At 65.4% G+C, this 15,572-nt stretch carries 16 protein-coding genes, 1 tRNA gene and 1 pseudogene; 5 read left to right on the top strand and 13 right to left on the bottom strand.

The genetic code is table 11. The features are described from left to right. Nucleotides 1–120 precede the first annotated feature (120 nt). From fusA to truB, 11 genes are all read right to left on the bottom strand, one after another. The gene (gene fusA, locus C2847_RS05535) at nt 121–2,196 is read right to left on the bottom strand and encodes an elongation factor G (protein ID WP_105317456.1); all 2,076 of its coding nucleotides are present in this window, start codon (nt 2,194–2,196) and stop codon (nt 121–123) included. Nucleotides 2,197–2,199: 3 nt separating this feature from the next. Further along, the gene (gene rpsG, locus C2847_RS05530; RefSeq protein ID WP_015718111.1) at nt 2,200–2,670 is read right to left on the bottom strand and encodes a 30S ribosomal protein S7; all 471 of its coding nucleotides are present in this window, start codon (nt 2,668–2,670) and stop codon (nt 2,200–2,202) included. A gap of 7 nt (nt 2,671–2,677) precedes the next feature. After that, a complete protein-coding gene (rpsL, locus tag C2847_RS05525) occupies nt 2,678–3,091 on the bottom strand; it encodes a 30S ribosomal protein S12 (RefSeq protein ID WP_019551715.1) in 414 nt (137 codons plus the stop codon). Nucleotides 3,092–3,300: 209 nt separating this feature from the next. Continuing rightward, nucleotides 3,301–3,375 (bottom strand) — tRNA-Thr (locus tag C2847_RS05520). Nucleotides 3,376–3,415: 40 nt separating this feature from the next. After that, the gene (locus C2847_RS05515) at nt 3,416–4,537 is read right to left on the bottom strand and encodes an ABC transporter permease (protein ID WP_105317455.1); all 1,122 of its coding nucleotides are present in this window, start codon (nt 4,535–4,537) and stop codon (nt 3,416–3,418) included. A 28-nt stretch (nt 4,538–4,565) separates the two neighbouring features. Beyond that, complete coding sequence (locus C2847_RS05510; protein ID WP_105317454.1) at nt 4,566–4,994, bottom strand: 3D domain-containing protein; 429 nt, start codon at nt 4,992–4,994, stop codon at nt 4,566–4,568. A 197-nt stretch (nt 4,995–5,191) separates the two neighbouring features. Beyond that, on the bottom strand, nt 5,192–5,998 hold the full coding sequence (locus C2847_RS05505; RefSeq protein ID WP_105317462.1) for a hypothetical protein: 807 nt from the start codon (nt 5,996–5,998) through the stop codon (nt 5,192–5,194). A 65-nt stretch (nt 5,999–6,063) separates the two neighbouring features. Then, the gene (locus tag C2847_RS05500) at nt 6,064–7,629 is read right to left on the bottom strand and encodes a DAK2 domain-containing protein (RefSeq protein WP_105317453.1); all 1,566 of its coding nucleotides are present in this window, start codon (nt 7,627–7,629) and stop codon (nt 6,064–6,066) included. Further along, entirely contained in the window at nt 7,622–7,963 is a 342-nt protein-coding gene (locus C2847_RS05495) for an Asp23/Gls24 family envelope stress response protein (RefSeq protein ID WP_105317452.1), read from the bottom strand. Before C2847_RS05495 ends, C2847_RS05500 begins: the two co-directional genes overlap by 8 nt. Nucleotide 7,964: 1 nt before the next feature. Beyond that, entirely contained in the window at nt 7,965–9,074 is a 1,110-nt protein-coding gene (ald, locus tag C2847_RS05490; protein ID WP_105317451.1) for an alanine dehydrogenase, read from the bottom strand. Between the two features lies 1 nt (nt 9,075). Continuing rightward, a complete protein-coding gene (truB, locus tag C2847_RS05485) occupies nt 9,076–10,014 on the bottom strand; it encodes a tRNA pseudouridine(55) synthase TruB (protein WP_105317450.1) in 939 nt (312 codons plus the stop codon). 45 nt (nt 10,015–10,059) lie between these two features. On the opposite strand from truB, the gene C2847_RS05480 reads away from it, so the two are divergent. The 5 genes and pseudogenes from C2847_RS05480 to C2847_RS05460 form a co-directional block, all read left to right on the top strand. After that, the gene (locus tag C2847_RS05480; protein WP_105317449.1) at nt 10,060–10,845 is read left to right on the top strand and encodes an enoyl-CoA hydratase/isomerase family protein; all 786 of its coding nucleotides are present in this window, start codon (nt 10,060–10,062) and stop codon (nt 10,843–10,845) included. 1 nt (nt 10,846) lies between these two features. Continuing rightward, the gene (locus C2847_RS05475) at nt 10,847–11,557 is read left to right on the top strand and encodes a pseudouridine synthase (RefSeq protein ID WP_105317448.1); all 711 of its coding nucleotides are present in this window, start codon (nt 10,847–10,849) and stop codon (nt 11,555–11,557) included. Between the two features lie 5 nt (nt 11,558–11,562). Further along, entirely contained in the window at nt 11,563–12,099 is a 537-nt protein-coding gene (gene hpt / locus C2847_RS05470; protein ID WP_164835645.1) for a hypoxanthine phosphoribosyltransferase, read from the top strand. Further along, the gene (locus C2847_RS05465) at nt 12,096–12,764 is read left to right on the top strand and encodes a queuosine precursor transporter (RefSeq protein ID WP_105317447.1); all 669 of its coding nucleotides are present in this window, start codon (nt 12,096–12,098) and stop codon (nt 12,762–12,764) included. Before hpt ends, C2847_RS05465 begins: the two co-directional genes overlap by 4 nt. An 11-nt stretch (nt 12,765–12,775) precedes the next feature. After that, a pseudogene (locus C2847_RS05460) lies at nt 12,776–13,941 on the top strand (adenylosuccinate synthase); the annotation flags it as partial. 58 nt (nt 13,942–13,999) lie between these two features. Here the strand turns inward: C2847_RS05460 and trpD are convergent. Together trpD and C2847_RS05450 are read right to left on the bottom strand one after the other, a co-directional pair. Then, nucleotides 14,000–14,989 (bottom strand): anthranilate phosphoribosyltransferase, encoded by a 990-nt coding sequence (gene trpD, locus C2847_RS05455; RefSeq protein ID WP_105317446.1) that lies wholly within the window; start codon nt 14,987–14,989, stop codon nt 14,000–14,002. Further along, on the bottom strand, nt 14,977–15,558 hold the full coding sequence (locus tag C2847_RS05450) for an anthranilate synthase component II (RefSeq protein ID WP_105317445.1): 582 nt from the start codon (nt 15,556–15,558) through the stop codon (nt 14,977–14,979). Before C2847_RS05450 ends, trpD begins: the two co-directional genes overlap by 13 nt. Nucleotides 15,559–15,572 lie beyond the last annotated feature (14 nt).

Genomic DNA, 15,572 nt, shown 5'->3' with positions numbered 1-15,572 from the left:
TCCACGTGCCCAATCGTCCCCACGTTCACGTGAGGCTTCGTACGGATAAACTCGCCCTTGGCCATCTTCGCTCTCCTTTCCGTATGCGGGGCAGGCCCGAAGGCCCACCCCCAGGGATTCCTACTGACCCTTGATGAGCTTCTCCTGCACCTGTTTGGGGACTTCCTGGTAGTGGTCGAAGAACATGACGAAGGAGCCCCGGCCCTGCGTCTTGGAGCGCAGGTCGGTGGCGTAGCCGAACATCTCCGCCAGGGGCACGTAGGCCCGGATCACCTGGGCGTTCCCCCTAGGCTCCATTCCCAGGATCTGGCCCCGGCGGGAGTTCAGGTCGCCGATCACGTCGCCCATGTACTCCTCGGGGGTGGTGACCTCCACCCGCATGATGGGCTCGAGGATCACGGGATCCCCCTTCTGCACCGCCTCCTTGATGGCCATGGAGCCCGCGATCTTGAAGGCCATCTCGCTGGAGTCCACCTCGTGGTAGGAGCCGTCGTAGAGGGTCACCTTCACGTCCACCACGGGGAAGCCGATCAGGGGGCCGGACTGCATGGCCTCCTCGATGCCCTTCTGCACCGCAGGGATGTACTCCTTGGGGATCACCCCGCCCACGATGGCGTTGACGAACTCAAAGCCAGACCCCCTGGGCAAGGGCTCGGCCTTGATCTTCACGTGGCCGTACTGGCCGCGGCCACCGGTCTGGCGGATGAACTTGCCCTCCACGTCCACCGGGCGGGTGATGGTCTCCCGGTAGGCCACCTGGGGCTTGCCCACGTTGGCGTCCACCTTGAACTCCCGCTTCAGGCGGTCCACGATGATCTCCAGGTGGAGCTCCCCCATCCCGCTGATGATGGTCTGGCCGGTCTCGGGGTGGGTGGAGACGCGGAAGGTGGGGTCCTCCTCCGCCAGGCGGGCCAGGGCCTGGGAGAGCTTGTCCTGGTCCGCTTTGGTCTTGGGCTCGATGGCCACGTCGATGACGGGCTCGGGCACCTCGATGGACTCCAGAACGATGCGCGGGGCATCCTCGCCCACCAGGGTGTCCCCGGTGATGGTTTCCTTGAGGCCCACCACCGCCCCCAGGTCACCCGCCCGGAGCTCCTCCACCTCCTCCCGGTGGTTGGCGTGCATCCTGAGAAGCCGGGCCACCCGCTCCTTACGGCCCTTGGTGGTGTTGTACACGTAGGAGCCGGAGGTGAGGGTGCCGGAGTAGACCCGGATGAAGGTGAGGCGGCCCACGTAGGGGTCGGCCATGATCTTGAAGGCCAAGGCCGCCAGGGGGCCGTCGGGGTCGGGGTAGATCTCCACCTCGTTCCCCTCGGGCGTGGAGCCCTTGATGGGGGGGATGTCCAAGGGGGAGGGAAGGTAATCCACCACCGCATCCAGGAGAAGCTGGACCCCTTTGTTCTTCAAGGCGGACCCCAGGAACACGGGGGTGATCTGGATGTCGATGGTGCCCTTGCGGATGGCGGCCACCAGCTCCTCCTCGGTGGGCTCCTCGCCCTCGAGGTACTTGAGCATCACGTTCTCATCGAAGTCCGCGGCCACCTCGATGAGCTTCTCGTGGTACTCCCGGGCCTGGGGCAGGTACTCCTCGGGGATGGGAACCTCGCGGATATCCGTGCCCAGGTCGTTGCCGTAAGTGTAGGCCTTCATCCGGAGCACGTCGATGATCCCCGAGAAGGTATCCTCCCGGCCAATGGGAAGCTGCATCACCACCGGCCTGGCCCCCAGGCGCTCCTGCATGGTGCGGATGACAAGCCACAGGTCGGCCCCCGTCTTGTCCATCTTGTTGGCGAAGGCGATGCGGGGAACCTTGTACTTCTCCGCCTGGCGCCAGACGGTCTCGGACTGGGGCTCCACCCCTTGGCTGGAGTCGAAGACCACGATGGCCCCGTCCAGAACCCGCATGGAGCGCTCCACCTCGATGGTGAAGTCCACGTGGCCCGGGGTATCGATGATGTTGATGCGGTGGTCCTTCCAGAAGCAGGTGGTTACCGCGGCGGTGATGGTGATGCCCCGCTCCCGCTCCTGCTCCATGAAGTCCATGGTGGCCGCACCCTCGTGCACCTCACCGATCTTGTGGATCTTGCCGGTGTAGTAAAGGATGCGCTCCGTGGTGGTGGTCTTACCGGCATCGATATGGGCGGCGATGCCGATGTTGCGGAGCCTCTTTAGGTCGTACTCTACCTTAACCGCCATGGCTTACCACCGGTAGTGGGCGTAGGCGCGGTTGGCCTCGGCCATGCGCTCCACGTCCTCCTTCTTCTTGACCGCTCCGCCCTTGCCCTCGGCCGCATCCATGAGTTCATGGGCGATGCGCACGGCAGCCCCCCGCTCGGAACGAGCGTTGGCCGCCTGGACCAGCCAGCGCAGGGCCAAGGACTGCTGCCTCCTGGGGGAGACCTCCATGGGCACCTGGTAATTGGCCCCACCCACGCGGCGGGAACGCACCTCCATCCGGGGCTTCACGTTCTCCACCGCCTGCTTAAAGACCTTCAAAGGCTCCTGCCCGGTCTTCTCCTGGATGATGCGGCAGGCATCGTAGAAGATTCGGGCGGCCAGGTTCTTCTTGCCATCCCGCATGATCTTGTTGATGAAAGCCGATACCACCACATCCCCGTAGACCAGGTCGGGCTGGAGTTGGCGTACCTCTGCTCTTCTTCTCCGTGCCATAGTTCACCTACTTCTTCTTGGCCGGAGCCGCGCCCTTGGTCTCCTTGGGCTTCTTGGTTCCGTACTTGGAGCGGCTCTTCTTGCGGTCCTTCACGCCCTGGGTGTCGTAGACCCCACGCACGATGTGGTAGCGCACACCCGGCAGGTCCTTCACACGGCCACCCCGGATGAGGACCACGGAGTGCTCCTGCAGGTTATGCCCCTCGCCGGGAATGTAGGCGGTCACCTCGTACCCGGAGGTAAGGCGCACCTTAGCCACCTTACGCAAGGCGGAGTTGGGCTTCTTGGGGGTTACGGTGCGCACCACGGTACACACCCCCCGGCGGAAAGGCGAGCCCTTCAAGGCCGGAACCTTACTCTTCTTCTGGACCTTCTCGCGGCCCTTTCTGACCAGCTGGTTGATCGTCGGCAGTGCCACCACTCCCTTCTTCTTGGACTTGCCCCCGTGTTCTCAAGATCCACCCGGGGGAAGCGCCTTCCCCCGACGTTCGCCCACACAGGGCAGCACCCTCAGGACCAGGGGGCTGGCCCTGAGGGCCCTCAACTTGTCTAGTGTACAGGGCAAGGAACGTTTTGGCAAGCGAGGCAAAGGAAAACCCCGCCAGCCGGCGGGGCTTAAAGGGATGGGTCTGGAGCCGGTGGCCGGATTCGAACCGGCGGCCTACCGCTTACGAGGCGGTTGCTCTACCGCTGAGCTACACCGGCCCGCCCTAAAGAGTCTAGGGCAGGAGGTTCTTTTTGGCAACTACCTGAGCACCACCCCGGGCTGGACCCTTAGGGCCCGGAAGAGGGGCAAAAGGGCGGAAAGGAAGGTGGCGGCTAGGCTTGCGCCGCTCACCAGAAGGAAGTCGGAAAGGCGCATCTCCACGGGTAGGTGGGTGAGGAAGTAAAGCTCCCCGGGAAGGTCCACGGGGCGCAAGGCCAGGTAGAGGCAAAGAAGGTAGCCCAGGAGGTTGCCAAGGAGAACCCCCCCCAGACCCAAGAAAGCTCCCTCCAGGGCGAAGACCAGGCCCACGGTGAGCCTCGAGGCGCCCATGGCCCGAAGAAGGGCGATCTCCGGGGTCTTCTCCACCACCTTGAGCACCAGAAGGTTGGCCACCCCCAGGGCGGCCACCGCCACAATCAGGAAGATCAGGATGCCCAGGACCCGCTTCTGCAGGGCAAGCTGCTCCAAAAGGGTGCGCTGGGTGTCCTGCCAGGCCTGAGGGAAAAAGCGGGTGCCGGCAAGGGCCACCCCTATCTCCTTGGCCCGCCAGGGGTCCTTGAGGCGCACCTGGTAGCCCTGGGCCTGGATCCCGGAAAGCTTTTCCACCGTCTTAAGGTCCACAAAGGCATAGGCGGAATCCAGCAGGTAGTTGCCGGTGCGGAAAGCCCCCAACACCCTAAGCTCTACCCGTTCCTGGGTGGCGGACATGGCGTAGAGCCTGTCCCCCACGAAGGCTCCCAGGGATTGTTGCAGGGCCGAGCCCAGGTAGATGCCCCCGGGTTTTAACCTCAGCCCCAGATCGGGGTAGAGGGCCTCACCCCCCTCCCCCAGGCCCACCAGGGTGGCGAAGTCCACCCCCGGGCCCCTGGCGCTCTCCGCCGGACGGGTTAAAAGCGCCTTGGTGGCGGCGAAGGGGGCGTAGGCTTCCACCTCCGGGTGTTCCCCTTTGGGAAAGGGGGGAAGCTCCTCGCTCAGGCTGAAGAGGACCAGGTGGGGGTAGGCCTTCAAGGTGGCCCGCACCAGGCCGCTGACAAAGCCATTGGTGAGGGAGAGGGCGGTGAGGAGGACCGCCACCCCCACCCCCACCCCCAAAAGGGCCAGCCCCGTCTGCAGGGGTCTACGCCGAAGGTGGGCCAGGGCCAGGAAGAGGGCGAAGCGCACGCCCTAAGGATAAGGAAACTCTTGGCCTTTAGCGCCTGGGGTACTCCACCACCTCGAGGCTCAACACCCTGTGGCCAAAGCGCAGGGCTGTGGCCCGGTCGGGAAGCCAGACGTCCACCTTCTCCCGCATCCTGGGGTGCATCACGTCGGCCACCACGAAGATGCGGTCCCGGAAAAGGTAGTCAAACTGTCCGCGGCCCCGGCCGTACACGGAACCCAGGTCCTTAAGGCGCACCTTGGTGCCATAGGGCAGAACCTTGAGGAGGTCCGGGCTCACCGCCAGGACCCCCAGGCGGGTACGCATGCCGGTGGCGGTGACGAAGGGGGTGGAGTCGGTCTCCCGCACGCTGGAGGTGTAGGCGGTGGCCTCGAGGACCATGGTCTTTCGGCCCACCATCTGGGCCCAGGCCCCGGCAACGGCCAGGGCGGAAAGGAGCACGATCAGCAAACCCCGCATAGCGCCCCTGAGTATGCGGGGCAAACCTGGAGGTTTCTGAGAACCATGAAGGGGGGGCCTCATCCAGGCCGCCCCCCAGCAGAGATGGAGCGATTACAGCAACTCAGGAACTACGCAGGAAAGGGGCAACCACCGGGCGCTCCACATTAGAGATTCCTTAAGCCTCTTTATCCCACACTCAGCCGTGTCAAAGAAGCCTAGGGGCAGGGAGTGGAGGAGATCTCCAGGCGATACTGGCCGCTATTTCCCTCGTCAAACCCCGCCCGGGAAAGGCCCCGGTCCCGCACCACCAGAAGGGTGGCGGGGGAGATGGGGGCACAGTTCATCACCGGGTCCAGGACCAGGGGGCTAGAGTCTTGAGACGAGAGGTAGAGGAGCGCTATCAGGTCCAGGGGTCCGGAATAGGTGAAGCGGAGGTACCCCGTGGCGGCAGAAACGTTATACCGGTCAAACTCCCCCACGAACTCTATGGCCCCCTGCCTGGTTCCGGAGGTGAAGGCCTCCCCGTTCCCCGCTGGATTGGGGATAAAGGGATCGGCGTAAAGGGTTACCCGATCCTGGCTTAAGGCATAGTTTTCCACCCGAAGGTAGAAGACCTGGCCCGCCTGCCCCTTGAAGTTCAGGCGGTACCCCGGATCCGTGGTGATCTGGGGGCGCAGGGAAAGGGGAGCAAGCTCCTGCCTGGCGGCAAACCAGTTCCGGGCCACGCTCACCGCCTGCACCACTCCTTTATCGTCCAGAAGCACCAGGCGAAGCCGGGCCCTCCCTTTAAGGTCCGCAGAAACCCCACTCACCCTCACCGCTTGGCCCTGGTCTAGGGCTATGCGGTATACCTTTACCCCCGGCCTTAGCCCCTCGCCGCTCTCCTGGGCTGGGGGCAGGTCGGCGATCACCGAACCTCCCACCAATAGGTCCCCACTCACGGGCGGGGTGCCCTGGAGATTGCAAGCCGCGAGGGCGAGAACCGCCAAGCCCACAACCATCCCTCTGGCCATCCGCCACATAAAACCCCCCCTTTCCCTCAGCATAGCCCGGGAAAGGGAGGAAAGGAGCTTAGCCTTTCTTTAGGCTACTCCAAGACCCCCAGGTAGGCGTAAAGGTCGGGCCCGCCGGGAAGGATCTCCACCACAAGCCCCGGGAACTTCCCGGCCACCTCCTCGGCCTTTTCCTTGGGGGTGTTGGGGCCCAGAAAAAGGGTGAGGATCTCCTTACCTTCCCCGGCCAGGCGGATAAGGCCCTCCAGCACCTCCTCGGGAGTTTCCCCCATGAGGACCAGCCTTCCATCCAGAAGCCCGATGGGCTTATCCTTCCGGACCTTGACCCCATCCACCTCGGCGTCCCGGCTGGCCCAGGTGACCTCGAGGGTCACCGCCCCCTTCAGGGCCTCCTCCATCTCGGGAAGAAGCTCCTCCGCCTCCGCCTCGGGTAGGTAGCGCACCGCCGCCGCCAGGCCCTGGCCCAGGGTGCGGGTCTTGAGCACGTACACCTCTTTGCCCTGGGCTTTGGCCAGCTCCGCCGCCTTCTCCGCCGCCAGGAAGACGTTCGGGTTGTTGGGCAGAAGGATCACCCTGGGGCTGGCCACGCTCCTTATAGCGGACAGCAGGTCCTCCACGCTGGGGTTTTGCGTCTGCCCTCCCGCCACCACCCGGGCCCCCAGGCTGCGGAAGGCCCGACTCGGGCCATGCCCCAGGGCCACCGCCACCAGGCCCGTGGGAGGAGGGGCCTCCTCCCCTGCCCCCACCATGGCCAGGATCTCCGTGTGCTGCTCGGTCATGTCCTCCACCTTGGTGCGCACCATGCGGCCGAAGCGGGCCACGGTGGCCAGGAGGCCATCGGGGTCGTCGGTGTGGATATGCCCCTTCACATACCCCTCGGCCCCCACCACCAAGAGGGAGTCCCCAAAAGGCGCCACCGCCTCCCGGATCCGCTCAATGGGCACCTCCACCCCCTCCATGAGGAACTCCGTGCAGTAGCCGAACTCCTCGGTGGCGAAGGCGGTCTGGGCGTAGCGCTCCACCTTGGGGGGCTCGGGCAGGGGAAGCTGCAGGAGGTATCCCCGGATGCCTTCCAAAAGGCGTACGTACCCCGCACCCCCAGCGTCCACCACCCCCGCCTGCTTCAGCACGGGAAGGAGGTCCGGGGTCTTCTCCAGGGCCTTTTGAGCTGCGCCAAGGGCATTTTCCAGGGTCTCCTCGAGGGTCTCCCCTCGGGCTCCTTCCCCAGCCGCCCGGGCCACGGTGAGGATGGTGCCCTCCACCGGCTTCATCACCGCCTTGTATCCGCTTTCCGCCCCCAGGCGCAGGGCCTCGGCCAAGGCGGAGGCATCCAGCACCTCCCTCTTGCGGAGGGCCTCGCTGAACCCCTTCAGGATCTGAGAAAGGATCACCCCGCTGTTCCCCCGGGCCCCAAGAAGGCTCCCGTAGGCGATGGCCCGGGCCACCTCGGGCATCTTGGAGGTGTCGGCCAGATCCAGCTCCCGCCGGGCGGACTGGAGGGTGAGGTGCATGTTGGTACCCGTATCCCCATCGGGGACGGGGTAGACGTTGAGGGCGTTGATCTCCTCCACGAACACGGAAAACCAGTCCGTGGCGTAGCGGAAGGCCTCGGCCACGTCCCCGGGACTAAGGCTAGCCACGCCCCACCCCCACCACGTGCACCCGCACCTGGGAAAGCTCCACCCCGGCGAGCTTCTTGGCAGCGAAGCCCACCCGCTCCGCCAGGGACTCCACCACCGTGGGGATGCGGGTGTCCACCGCCACCACCACGTAGAAGTCCACGACGTACTTGCCGGGGCTGGCCGGGTCCTGGCGCACCACCACCCCCTCGCTGGCCTCCTGCCGCCCCAGGATGCGCACCACCTGATCCCTCAGCCCCGCCGGGGCCATCCCCACCACCCCCGGCACCTCGTGGGCCGCCAGGGCCAGCAAGGAGGCCAAGGCCCCCTCGGTTACCGTCACCCGTCCTGGCATCCTACCTCCTTAGGGCCTCCTCCGGGGGAGTATAGGGCAGGCCAAAGGCCTCCGCCACCCCGGGGTGGGTGAGGAGTCCTCTATGGGTGTTCAAGCCCTTGAGGAGGGCGCCATCCTCCAAGAGGGCTTGAAGGCCCTTCTCCGCCAGCTTCAGCACGTAGGGCAGGGTCTGGTTGGTGAGGGCGAAGGTGCTGGTCCTGGGCACCGCTCCCGGCATGTTGGCCACCCCGTAGTGCACCACTCCCTCCACCACGTAGGTGGGCTCGGCGTGGGTGGTGGGACGGATGGTTTCCACACACCCTCCCTGGTCCACGGCCACATCCACGATCACCGAGCCCTCCTTCATGAGGGGAAGCATATCCCGGGTGACCAGCTTGGGGGCCTTGGCCCCGGGCACCAAGACCGCCCCGATGAGGAGGTCGGCGTGCTGGATGCTCTTCTTGATGTTGGCCTCGGTGGCGGTAAGGGTGACCACCCGGCCCCCGAAGATATCGTCCAGGTACTGAAGGCGCCTGTGGTTCACATCCAGGATGGTCACCTGGGCTCCCATGCCCAAGGCGATCTTGGCGGCGTTGGTGCCCACGGTGCCACCCCCCAGGATGACCACGCTGGCCGGGGCCACCCCGGGAACCCCGCCCAAAAGTACCCCCCGGCCCCCGTAGGGCTTCTCCAGGAACTGGGCCCCCACCTGGGGGGCCATGCGCCCCGCCACCTCGCTCATGGGAACCAGTAGGGGCAGGGAGCCATCGGGGAGCTGCACGGTCTCGTAGGCTATCCCCGTGACCCCGCTCTGCCGCATGGCCTCGGTGAGAGCGCGGTCAGCGGCCAGGTGCAGATAGGTAAAGAGGATAAGCCCGGGGCGCAAAAAGGGATACTCCTCGGGAAGGGGCTCCTTCACCTTCACCACCATCTCCGCCCCCCAGGCCTCTTCCCGGCTCACCAGCTCGGCCCCCGCCCGCTCGTACTCGGCATCGGATAGGCCGGAGCCCACACCCGCCCCCCGCTCCACCAAGACGGTATGCCCCCGCTTGACCAGGCTTTCCACCCCACCCGGGGTCATGGCCACGCGGTTTTCCAGGGTCTTGATCTCCTTGGGTACGCCGATCACCATACTACGCCTCCTTTACAAAGACACGCCTTATCTTGAGCTTGAAGCCATCCCCCTCAGCGATGGCCAGAAGCCTTCTTCGGGAATCCACCAGGGCCACATAGCCCAAGGCGGGGATGGGCAAGGGCACCCCCTCCAGCACGCGCCGGGCCTCGGTGTGGGATAGCTCCACCACTGGAAAGGGCAGGACATCGGTCTCGGGGATGGCCTTGTCCGGGGAGAGTTCGGAAAGCCTCACCGCCCGCTCCAGCCCCACCTTGCCGATGCGGGTGCGCACCAGCCCGGAAAGGAAAGCCTTGGTCTTGAGCCTTTCCCCCAAGTCCCGGGCAAAGGCCCGCACGTAGGTGCCGGGGCCCACCACCAGGCGGATCACCGCCGTGGGGTAGGGACCCAAAGGCTTGGGAAGTTCCACCTTGCGCCCGCCCTTTTCCGCAAGCCGCCAGCCCTTGGCCGAAGGAGCGATGGAATGGGGTATGGGCTCGGGGTCCAAGGCCAGGAGTTCCACCTCCAGGTACTTTACCGGCCTCGGGCCAAGCTCCAAGGGCTTCCCCTCCCGAGCGGCCTCGTAGGCCCTTTTTCCTCCCACCTTGATGGCAGAGTAGAGGGGAGGCACCTGCTCCTTGAGCCTCAAAAAGGAAGGGAGAAGGCTTTCCAAGTCCTTGCGGTCAAAGCGCACCGGTGCTTCCTCGCTCACCGGCCCTTCCGCATCCAGGGTGGGGGTGGTGGCCCCGAAGGAAACCCAAGCGATGTACTCCTTGTCCTCCCCGGAAAGGAAGGGAACCAGCTTGGTGCTCTCGTCGGAAACCAGAAGGAGAAGGCCCGTGGCCAGGGGATCCAGGGTTCCAGTATGCCCCACCCGGCGGGTACCAAGAAGGCGCCTCGCCTCCTCCACCGCATCATGGGAGGTGAGGTGGAGGGGCTTGTCCACCGCATAGAGGGCCATGCCTAGGGGATTGTATCACCACCCGCCAGGGGAAAGAATGGAGGCATGGACCTAGAAGGCCGTTACCCCAGCCTTTCCTTCACCTGGCCCCGGCCCGGGGTGCTGGAGATCACCCTGCGGGGGGAAAAACTCAACGCCCTGGGCCCTGAGGCCCACCGGGACCTGGCCCGCATCTGGCGGGACCTAGGGGAACTCGAGGAGGTCAAGGCCGTTCTTTTAAGGGGCGAGGGTGGGGTCTTCTCCGCCGGGGGTTCCTTCGCCCTCATCGAGGAGATGCGCTCCTCCCACCAAGCCTTGATACGGGTCCTTTGGGAGGCGAGGGAGTTGGTGCTCGGGCCCATGGACTTCCCTAGGCCGGTGGTGGCCGCGGTGGAGGGGGTGGCGGTGGGAGCGGGGCTGGCCTTGGCCCTGGCCAGCGACGTGGTGGTGGTGGGCAGGAAGGCCAAGCTCCTGGACGGACACCTTAGGCTGGGTGTGGCCGCCGGGGACCATGCGGTCCTCCTGTGGCCCCTCCTGGTGGGCATGGCCAAGACCAAGTACCACCTCCTCCTCAATGAACCCCTCACCGGGGAAGAAGCGGAGCGGCTGGGCCTGGTGGCCCTGGCCGTGGAGGATGAGAAGGTGTACGAAAAGGCCCTCGAGGTGGCCACGCGCCTGGCTGAAGGTCCCAAGGAAGCCCTTAGCCTCACCAAGCACGCCCTGAACAACTGGTTCCGCACCTTCGTACCCCACTTTGAGGTGTCCTTGGCCCTGGAGTTTTTGGGGTTCCAGGGAGAAGCATTGGAAGAAGGGCTACGGGCGCTTAAGGAAAAGCGCAAACCCCAGTTTTAGCATGGAAAAACCCCTACGCCTCCAGGCCTTCCTGGCCCGCGCCGGCGTGGGAAGCCGCAGGAAGGCGGAGGAGCTTATCCGCCAAGGCCGGGTGCGGGTGAACGGGAGGGTGGCCGTCTTGGGGCAAAAGGTGAACCCGGGGGACGTGGTGGAGGTGGACGGGAAACCGGTGGAACCCCCCCGGGAAAGGATCGTCCTGGCCCTCCACAAGCCCAGGGGCTACACCACCACCCGCCATGACCCCCACGCCCAAAAGACGGTCTTTGACCTTCTGCCCAATATCCCGGGCCTCCACCCCATAGGCCGCCTGGACCGGGACTCGGAAGGGCTCCTCCTCCTCACCAACGACGGCCACCTGACCCTCCGCCTCACCCACCCCCGCTACGGGATCAAGAAGGCCTACCGGGTCTATACCGAAAGGGGAACCCTGCCCTTGGCCATTTGTCAGAGGCTTTTGGAGGGAGTGGACCTCGAGGATGGCCCTGCCCGGGCCCTGGCCTGTCGGCCGGCTCCCGGGGGTGCCCTCCTCACCCTGGCGGAAGGCCGGAAGCGGGAGGTACGAAGGATGTTGAAGGCCGTGGGCTACCCGGTGACGAGGCTCATCAGGCTCCAGGTGGGACCCATCCGCCTGGGCCACCTACCCCCGGGAAAGTGGCGGCAACTTTCGCCCAGGGAGGTGGAAGCCCTTTTACGGGAAATCCCGGTAGAATAAGGGCCATGTTCACTGCGGGGAACGGACCCGTGCAAATCTCGGCCGAGGCCATAGAGAAGCGGGTAAAAGAGCTGGGCGCCCAGATCGCCCAGGACTACCAGGGAAGAACCCCCCACCTTATCTGCGTGCTGAACGGAGCCTTCATCTTCATGGCCGACTTGGTCAGGGCTATCCCCCTGCCCCTGACCCTGGACTTCATCTCCATCAGCTCCTACGGGAACGCCTACCGCAGTAGCGGCGAGGTGGAGCTTTTGAAGGACCTCCGCCTGCCCATCCACGGCCGGGACGTGATCGTGGTGGAGGACATCGTGGACACCGGGCTCACCCTCTCCTACCTCCTGGATTACCTCGAGGCCCGCAAACCCGCCTCCATTCGGGTGGCCGCCCTCCTCTCCAAACCCAGCCGCCGCCAGGTGGAGGTGCCCATCCACTACCTGGGGTTCGAGATCGAGGACGCCTACGTCTTTGGCTACGGCTTGGACCGGGCCCAGTTTGACCGCAACCTGCCCTTCATCACCTCCATCGGCCCGGAGGAAGAATGAAGTACCTGGACCTGATCGCCGTTCTCTTCGCCGCCGTGCTTTTGGTTTCCAACGTGGCCTCCACCAAGCTGGTGGTGCTGGGGCCCTTTACCTTTGACGGCGGTACCCTGCTTTTCCCCTTGGCCTACATCTTCGGAGATGTGCTCACCGAGGTCTACGGCTACAAGCGTAGTCGCCGGGTGATTTGGCTTGGCTTTTTTGCCCTCCTCCTGGCCACCCTTACCTTCCAGGGAGTAGCCGCCCTCCCCGCCCCCAAGGATGAGGAAAGCCAGCGCTTCGCTCAGGCCTTCGGCCTCCTTTTGGGCCTCACCCCCAGGATCGTCCTGGGAAGCCTCCTGGCCTACTTCTTGGGGGAGTTCGCCAACGCCTATGTCCTAGCCAAGCTTAAGGTAAAGACGGAAGGACGCTTCTTTTGGCTTAGGGCCCTCACCTCCACCCTGGTGGGCCAGGGGTTGGACACGGGCATCTTCCTCCTGGTGGCCTTCTACGGGGTCTTCCCCCCGGGGGTGCTTTGGACCGTTTTCCTTTCCAATTATGTCTTTAAAGTGGGCGTGGAAGCCCTCATGCTCCCCGTCACCTACGGGGTGGTGGGCTTCCTTAAGCGAGCGGAAGAGCTTGACGTCTACGACCGGGACACGGACTTCAATCCCTTCCGCTTGGCGTAAGCTTTAAGGGGATGCCGGGAGTCGCCATCATAGGAGCCCAGTGGGGGGACGAGGGCAAGGGCAAGGTGGTGGATGCCCTCGCCCAAGAAGCCGATTACGTGATCCGCTACCAAGGCGGGGCCAACGCTGGCCACACGGTGGTGGCGGAGGGGCGGGTCTTCAAGCTGAACCTTCTGCCCTCGGGGGTCATCCATCCCCATGCGGTGAACATCCTGGGGGACGGGATGGTCATAGACCCCCTCCGCTTCCAGGAGGAGCTTGAAGCCCTGAGGAAGGAGGGGTTTAACCCTCAGGTGCTGGTTTCGGAACGGGCCCACCTGGTCCTTCCCCACCACAAGCACGTGGAAAGCCGCCATAACTTCGTGGGCACCACCGGCCGGGGCATCGGCCCCGCCTACTCCGACCGGGCCAGGAGGGTGGGGATCCGGGCTGGGGACCTCCTAAGGGAAGAGGTGTTAAGGGAGCGGGTGCGCCGCCTCCTTTTGGAAAAACCCAACTCCACCCGGGAAGCGGGCTGGGACACGGAGGAAAAGGCCCTGGCCGACCTCTATCGGATGCGGGAGATCCTGGCCCCCTTTGTGGCGGACACCGGAAGCCTCTTGCGGGAGGCCCTAAAGCGGGGCAAGCGGCTTCTCTTTGAGGGAGCCCAGGCCACCCTTTTGGACCTCAACTACGGCACCTACCCCTATGTGACCAGCTCCCACCCCACGGTGGGGGGTATCCTGGTGGGCACGGGGCTTTCCCACAAGGCCATCACCAAGGTGTACGGGGTGGCCAAGGCCTACGCCACCCGGGTGGGGGAGGGTCCTTTCCCCACGGAGCTTCAAGGGGAGCTGGCCCATTACTTAAGGGAAAGGGGCGGGGAGTACGGCACCACCACGGGCAGGCCCAGGCGGGTGGGCTGGCTCGACCTGGTGGCCCTCAGGTACGCCTGTGAGGTGAACGGCTTTGACGGCCTAACCATCACCAAGTTGGATGTGCTCTCCGGGTTGGACAGGATCAAGGTGGCGGTGGAATACCTGGACGGGGCCCGGCCCGGAGAGGCAAGCCCTGAGGCCGTGCGCTACCTGGACCTCGAGGGCTGGGGGGACCTCTTTGGGGTGCGAAGCCGGGAGGACCTTCCCGCATCCCTAAGGCGCTACCTGGACCTCATCGAGGAGTACACCGGGGTACCGGTNACCCCACCGCGGCTTCGCCACGGCGGGGGCCCCGGTCAAGCTCCCCCACAAGCTTCTTTACCCCCTTAAGAAGGCCACGTACCGCTCCAAAAGCCCGTAGGCCTCCCCGGAGGCCAGGACCTCCTGGGCCAAGCGCACCCCCTCGGCTAGGGAAGAAGCCCTCCCCGCCACATAGAAGCCCGCCCCCGCCGCCAGGGCCACCCCTTGGGCGTGAGGGCCTTTCTCCTCCCCCTTTAGGATCCTTTTGGCCAGCTCGGCGTTCTCCGCTGGGGAGCCGCCCTTTAGGGCCTCGAGGGGATACGCCTCCAGCCCCACCTCTTCGGGGGTGAGGGCGTAGGCCCCCTTCCCCACCTCCACCACCTGGTTCTCCCCCAGGATGAGCTCGTCCGCCCCCTCCCCGTGGACCACCAGCCCCTTGGCCCCCAGGTGCCCCAGGGCCTCGGCCATGGGGGTAAGCCACCGGGGGTTAAAGACCCCAAGCACATACCGGTCGGCCCCCGCAGGGTTGGTGAGGGGACCCAGGAGGTTAAAGACCGTGCGAATACCCAGCTCGGCCCTCACGGGGGCCACATGGCGCATGGCAGGGTGGAAAACCCGGGCGAAGAGGAAGCCAAAGCCCAGCGCCTCAATGGCCTCCCCCACCCGCTCGGGGGGAGCCTCCAGGTTCACCCCCAGGGCCTCGAGGAGGTCCGCCGAGCCCGCACGAGAGCTTGCCGCCCGATTCCCGTGCTTGGCCACCGCCACCCCTCCCGCCGCCGCCACCAGGGCCCCCAGGGTGGAGAGGTTCAAAAGCTCCTTGTGGTCCCCCCCGGTGCCCACGATGTCCAAAAGCGGCCTGCGGCTTACGGGAATACGCCGGGCCGCTTCCCGCATGGCCCGGGCCATGGCGGCGATCTCCGAGGGGGTCTCCCCCCTCAGGGCCATGGCGGTGAGCACCCCCGCCACCTTTACCGGGGAAAGTTCCCCGGCCATCATGGCCTGCATAAGGCCATAGGCCTCTTCCTCGGTAAGCACCTCGCCCAAAAGCGCCTTCTTCACCGCCTCCATGGGTCCTCCAGAAAGTTCTTAAGGATGATCTTACCCGCTTCCGTCAGGTAGCTTTCCGGGTGGAACTGCACCCCGTGGGTGGGGTACTGGCGGTGGCGGAAGCCCATCACCGTCCTCTTCCCCGCCTCCTCCACCCAGGCGTTTACCAGGAGGTCCTCCGGCACCTCCTCCACCACCAAGGAGTGGTAACGGGTGGCGGGGAAGGGGTTGGGAAGACCCCGGAAGATACTGGTGCCGTCGTGGTGGATCTCGCTCACCTTGCCGTGCATGATCACCGGGGCAGGCACCACCTTGCCTCCGAAGGCCATGCCAATGGCCTGGTGCCCCAGGCAGACCCCCAGGATGGGGTAGCGGGGGGCGTAGCGCCCGATGAGGGGCAGGGAAAGCCCCGCCTCGAGGGGAGTGCAGGGCCCGGGGCTTATCAGGATGCGGTCCGGGTCCAAGGCCTCCACCTCCTCCAGCCGGAACCGGTCGTTCCGCCACACCACGGGGCTTGCCCCTAGCTCCCCCAAATACTGCACCAGGTTGTAGGTGAAGCTGTCGTAGTTATCGATCACGAGAACCCGCATGGTTGCTCCTTTTG

It is taken from the genome of Thermus tenuipuniceus (genome assembly GCF_002964845.1).
GTDB lineage: Bacteria > Deinococcota > Deinococci > Deinococcales > Thermaceae > Thermus > Thermus tenuipuniceus.
The sequence above is the reverse complement of the archived record's forward strand: the minus strand, read 5'-3'. Positions and strand labels throughout refer to the sequence as shown.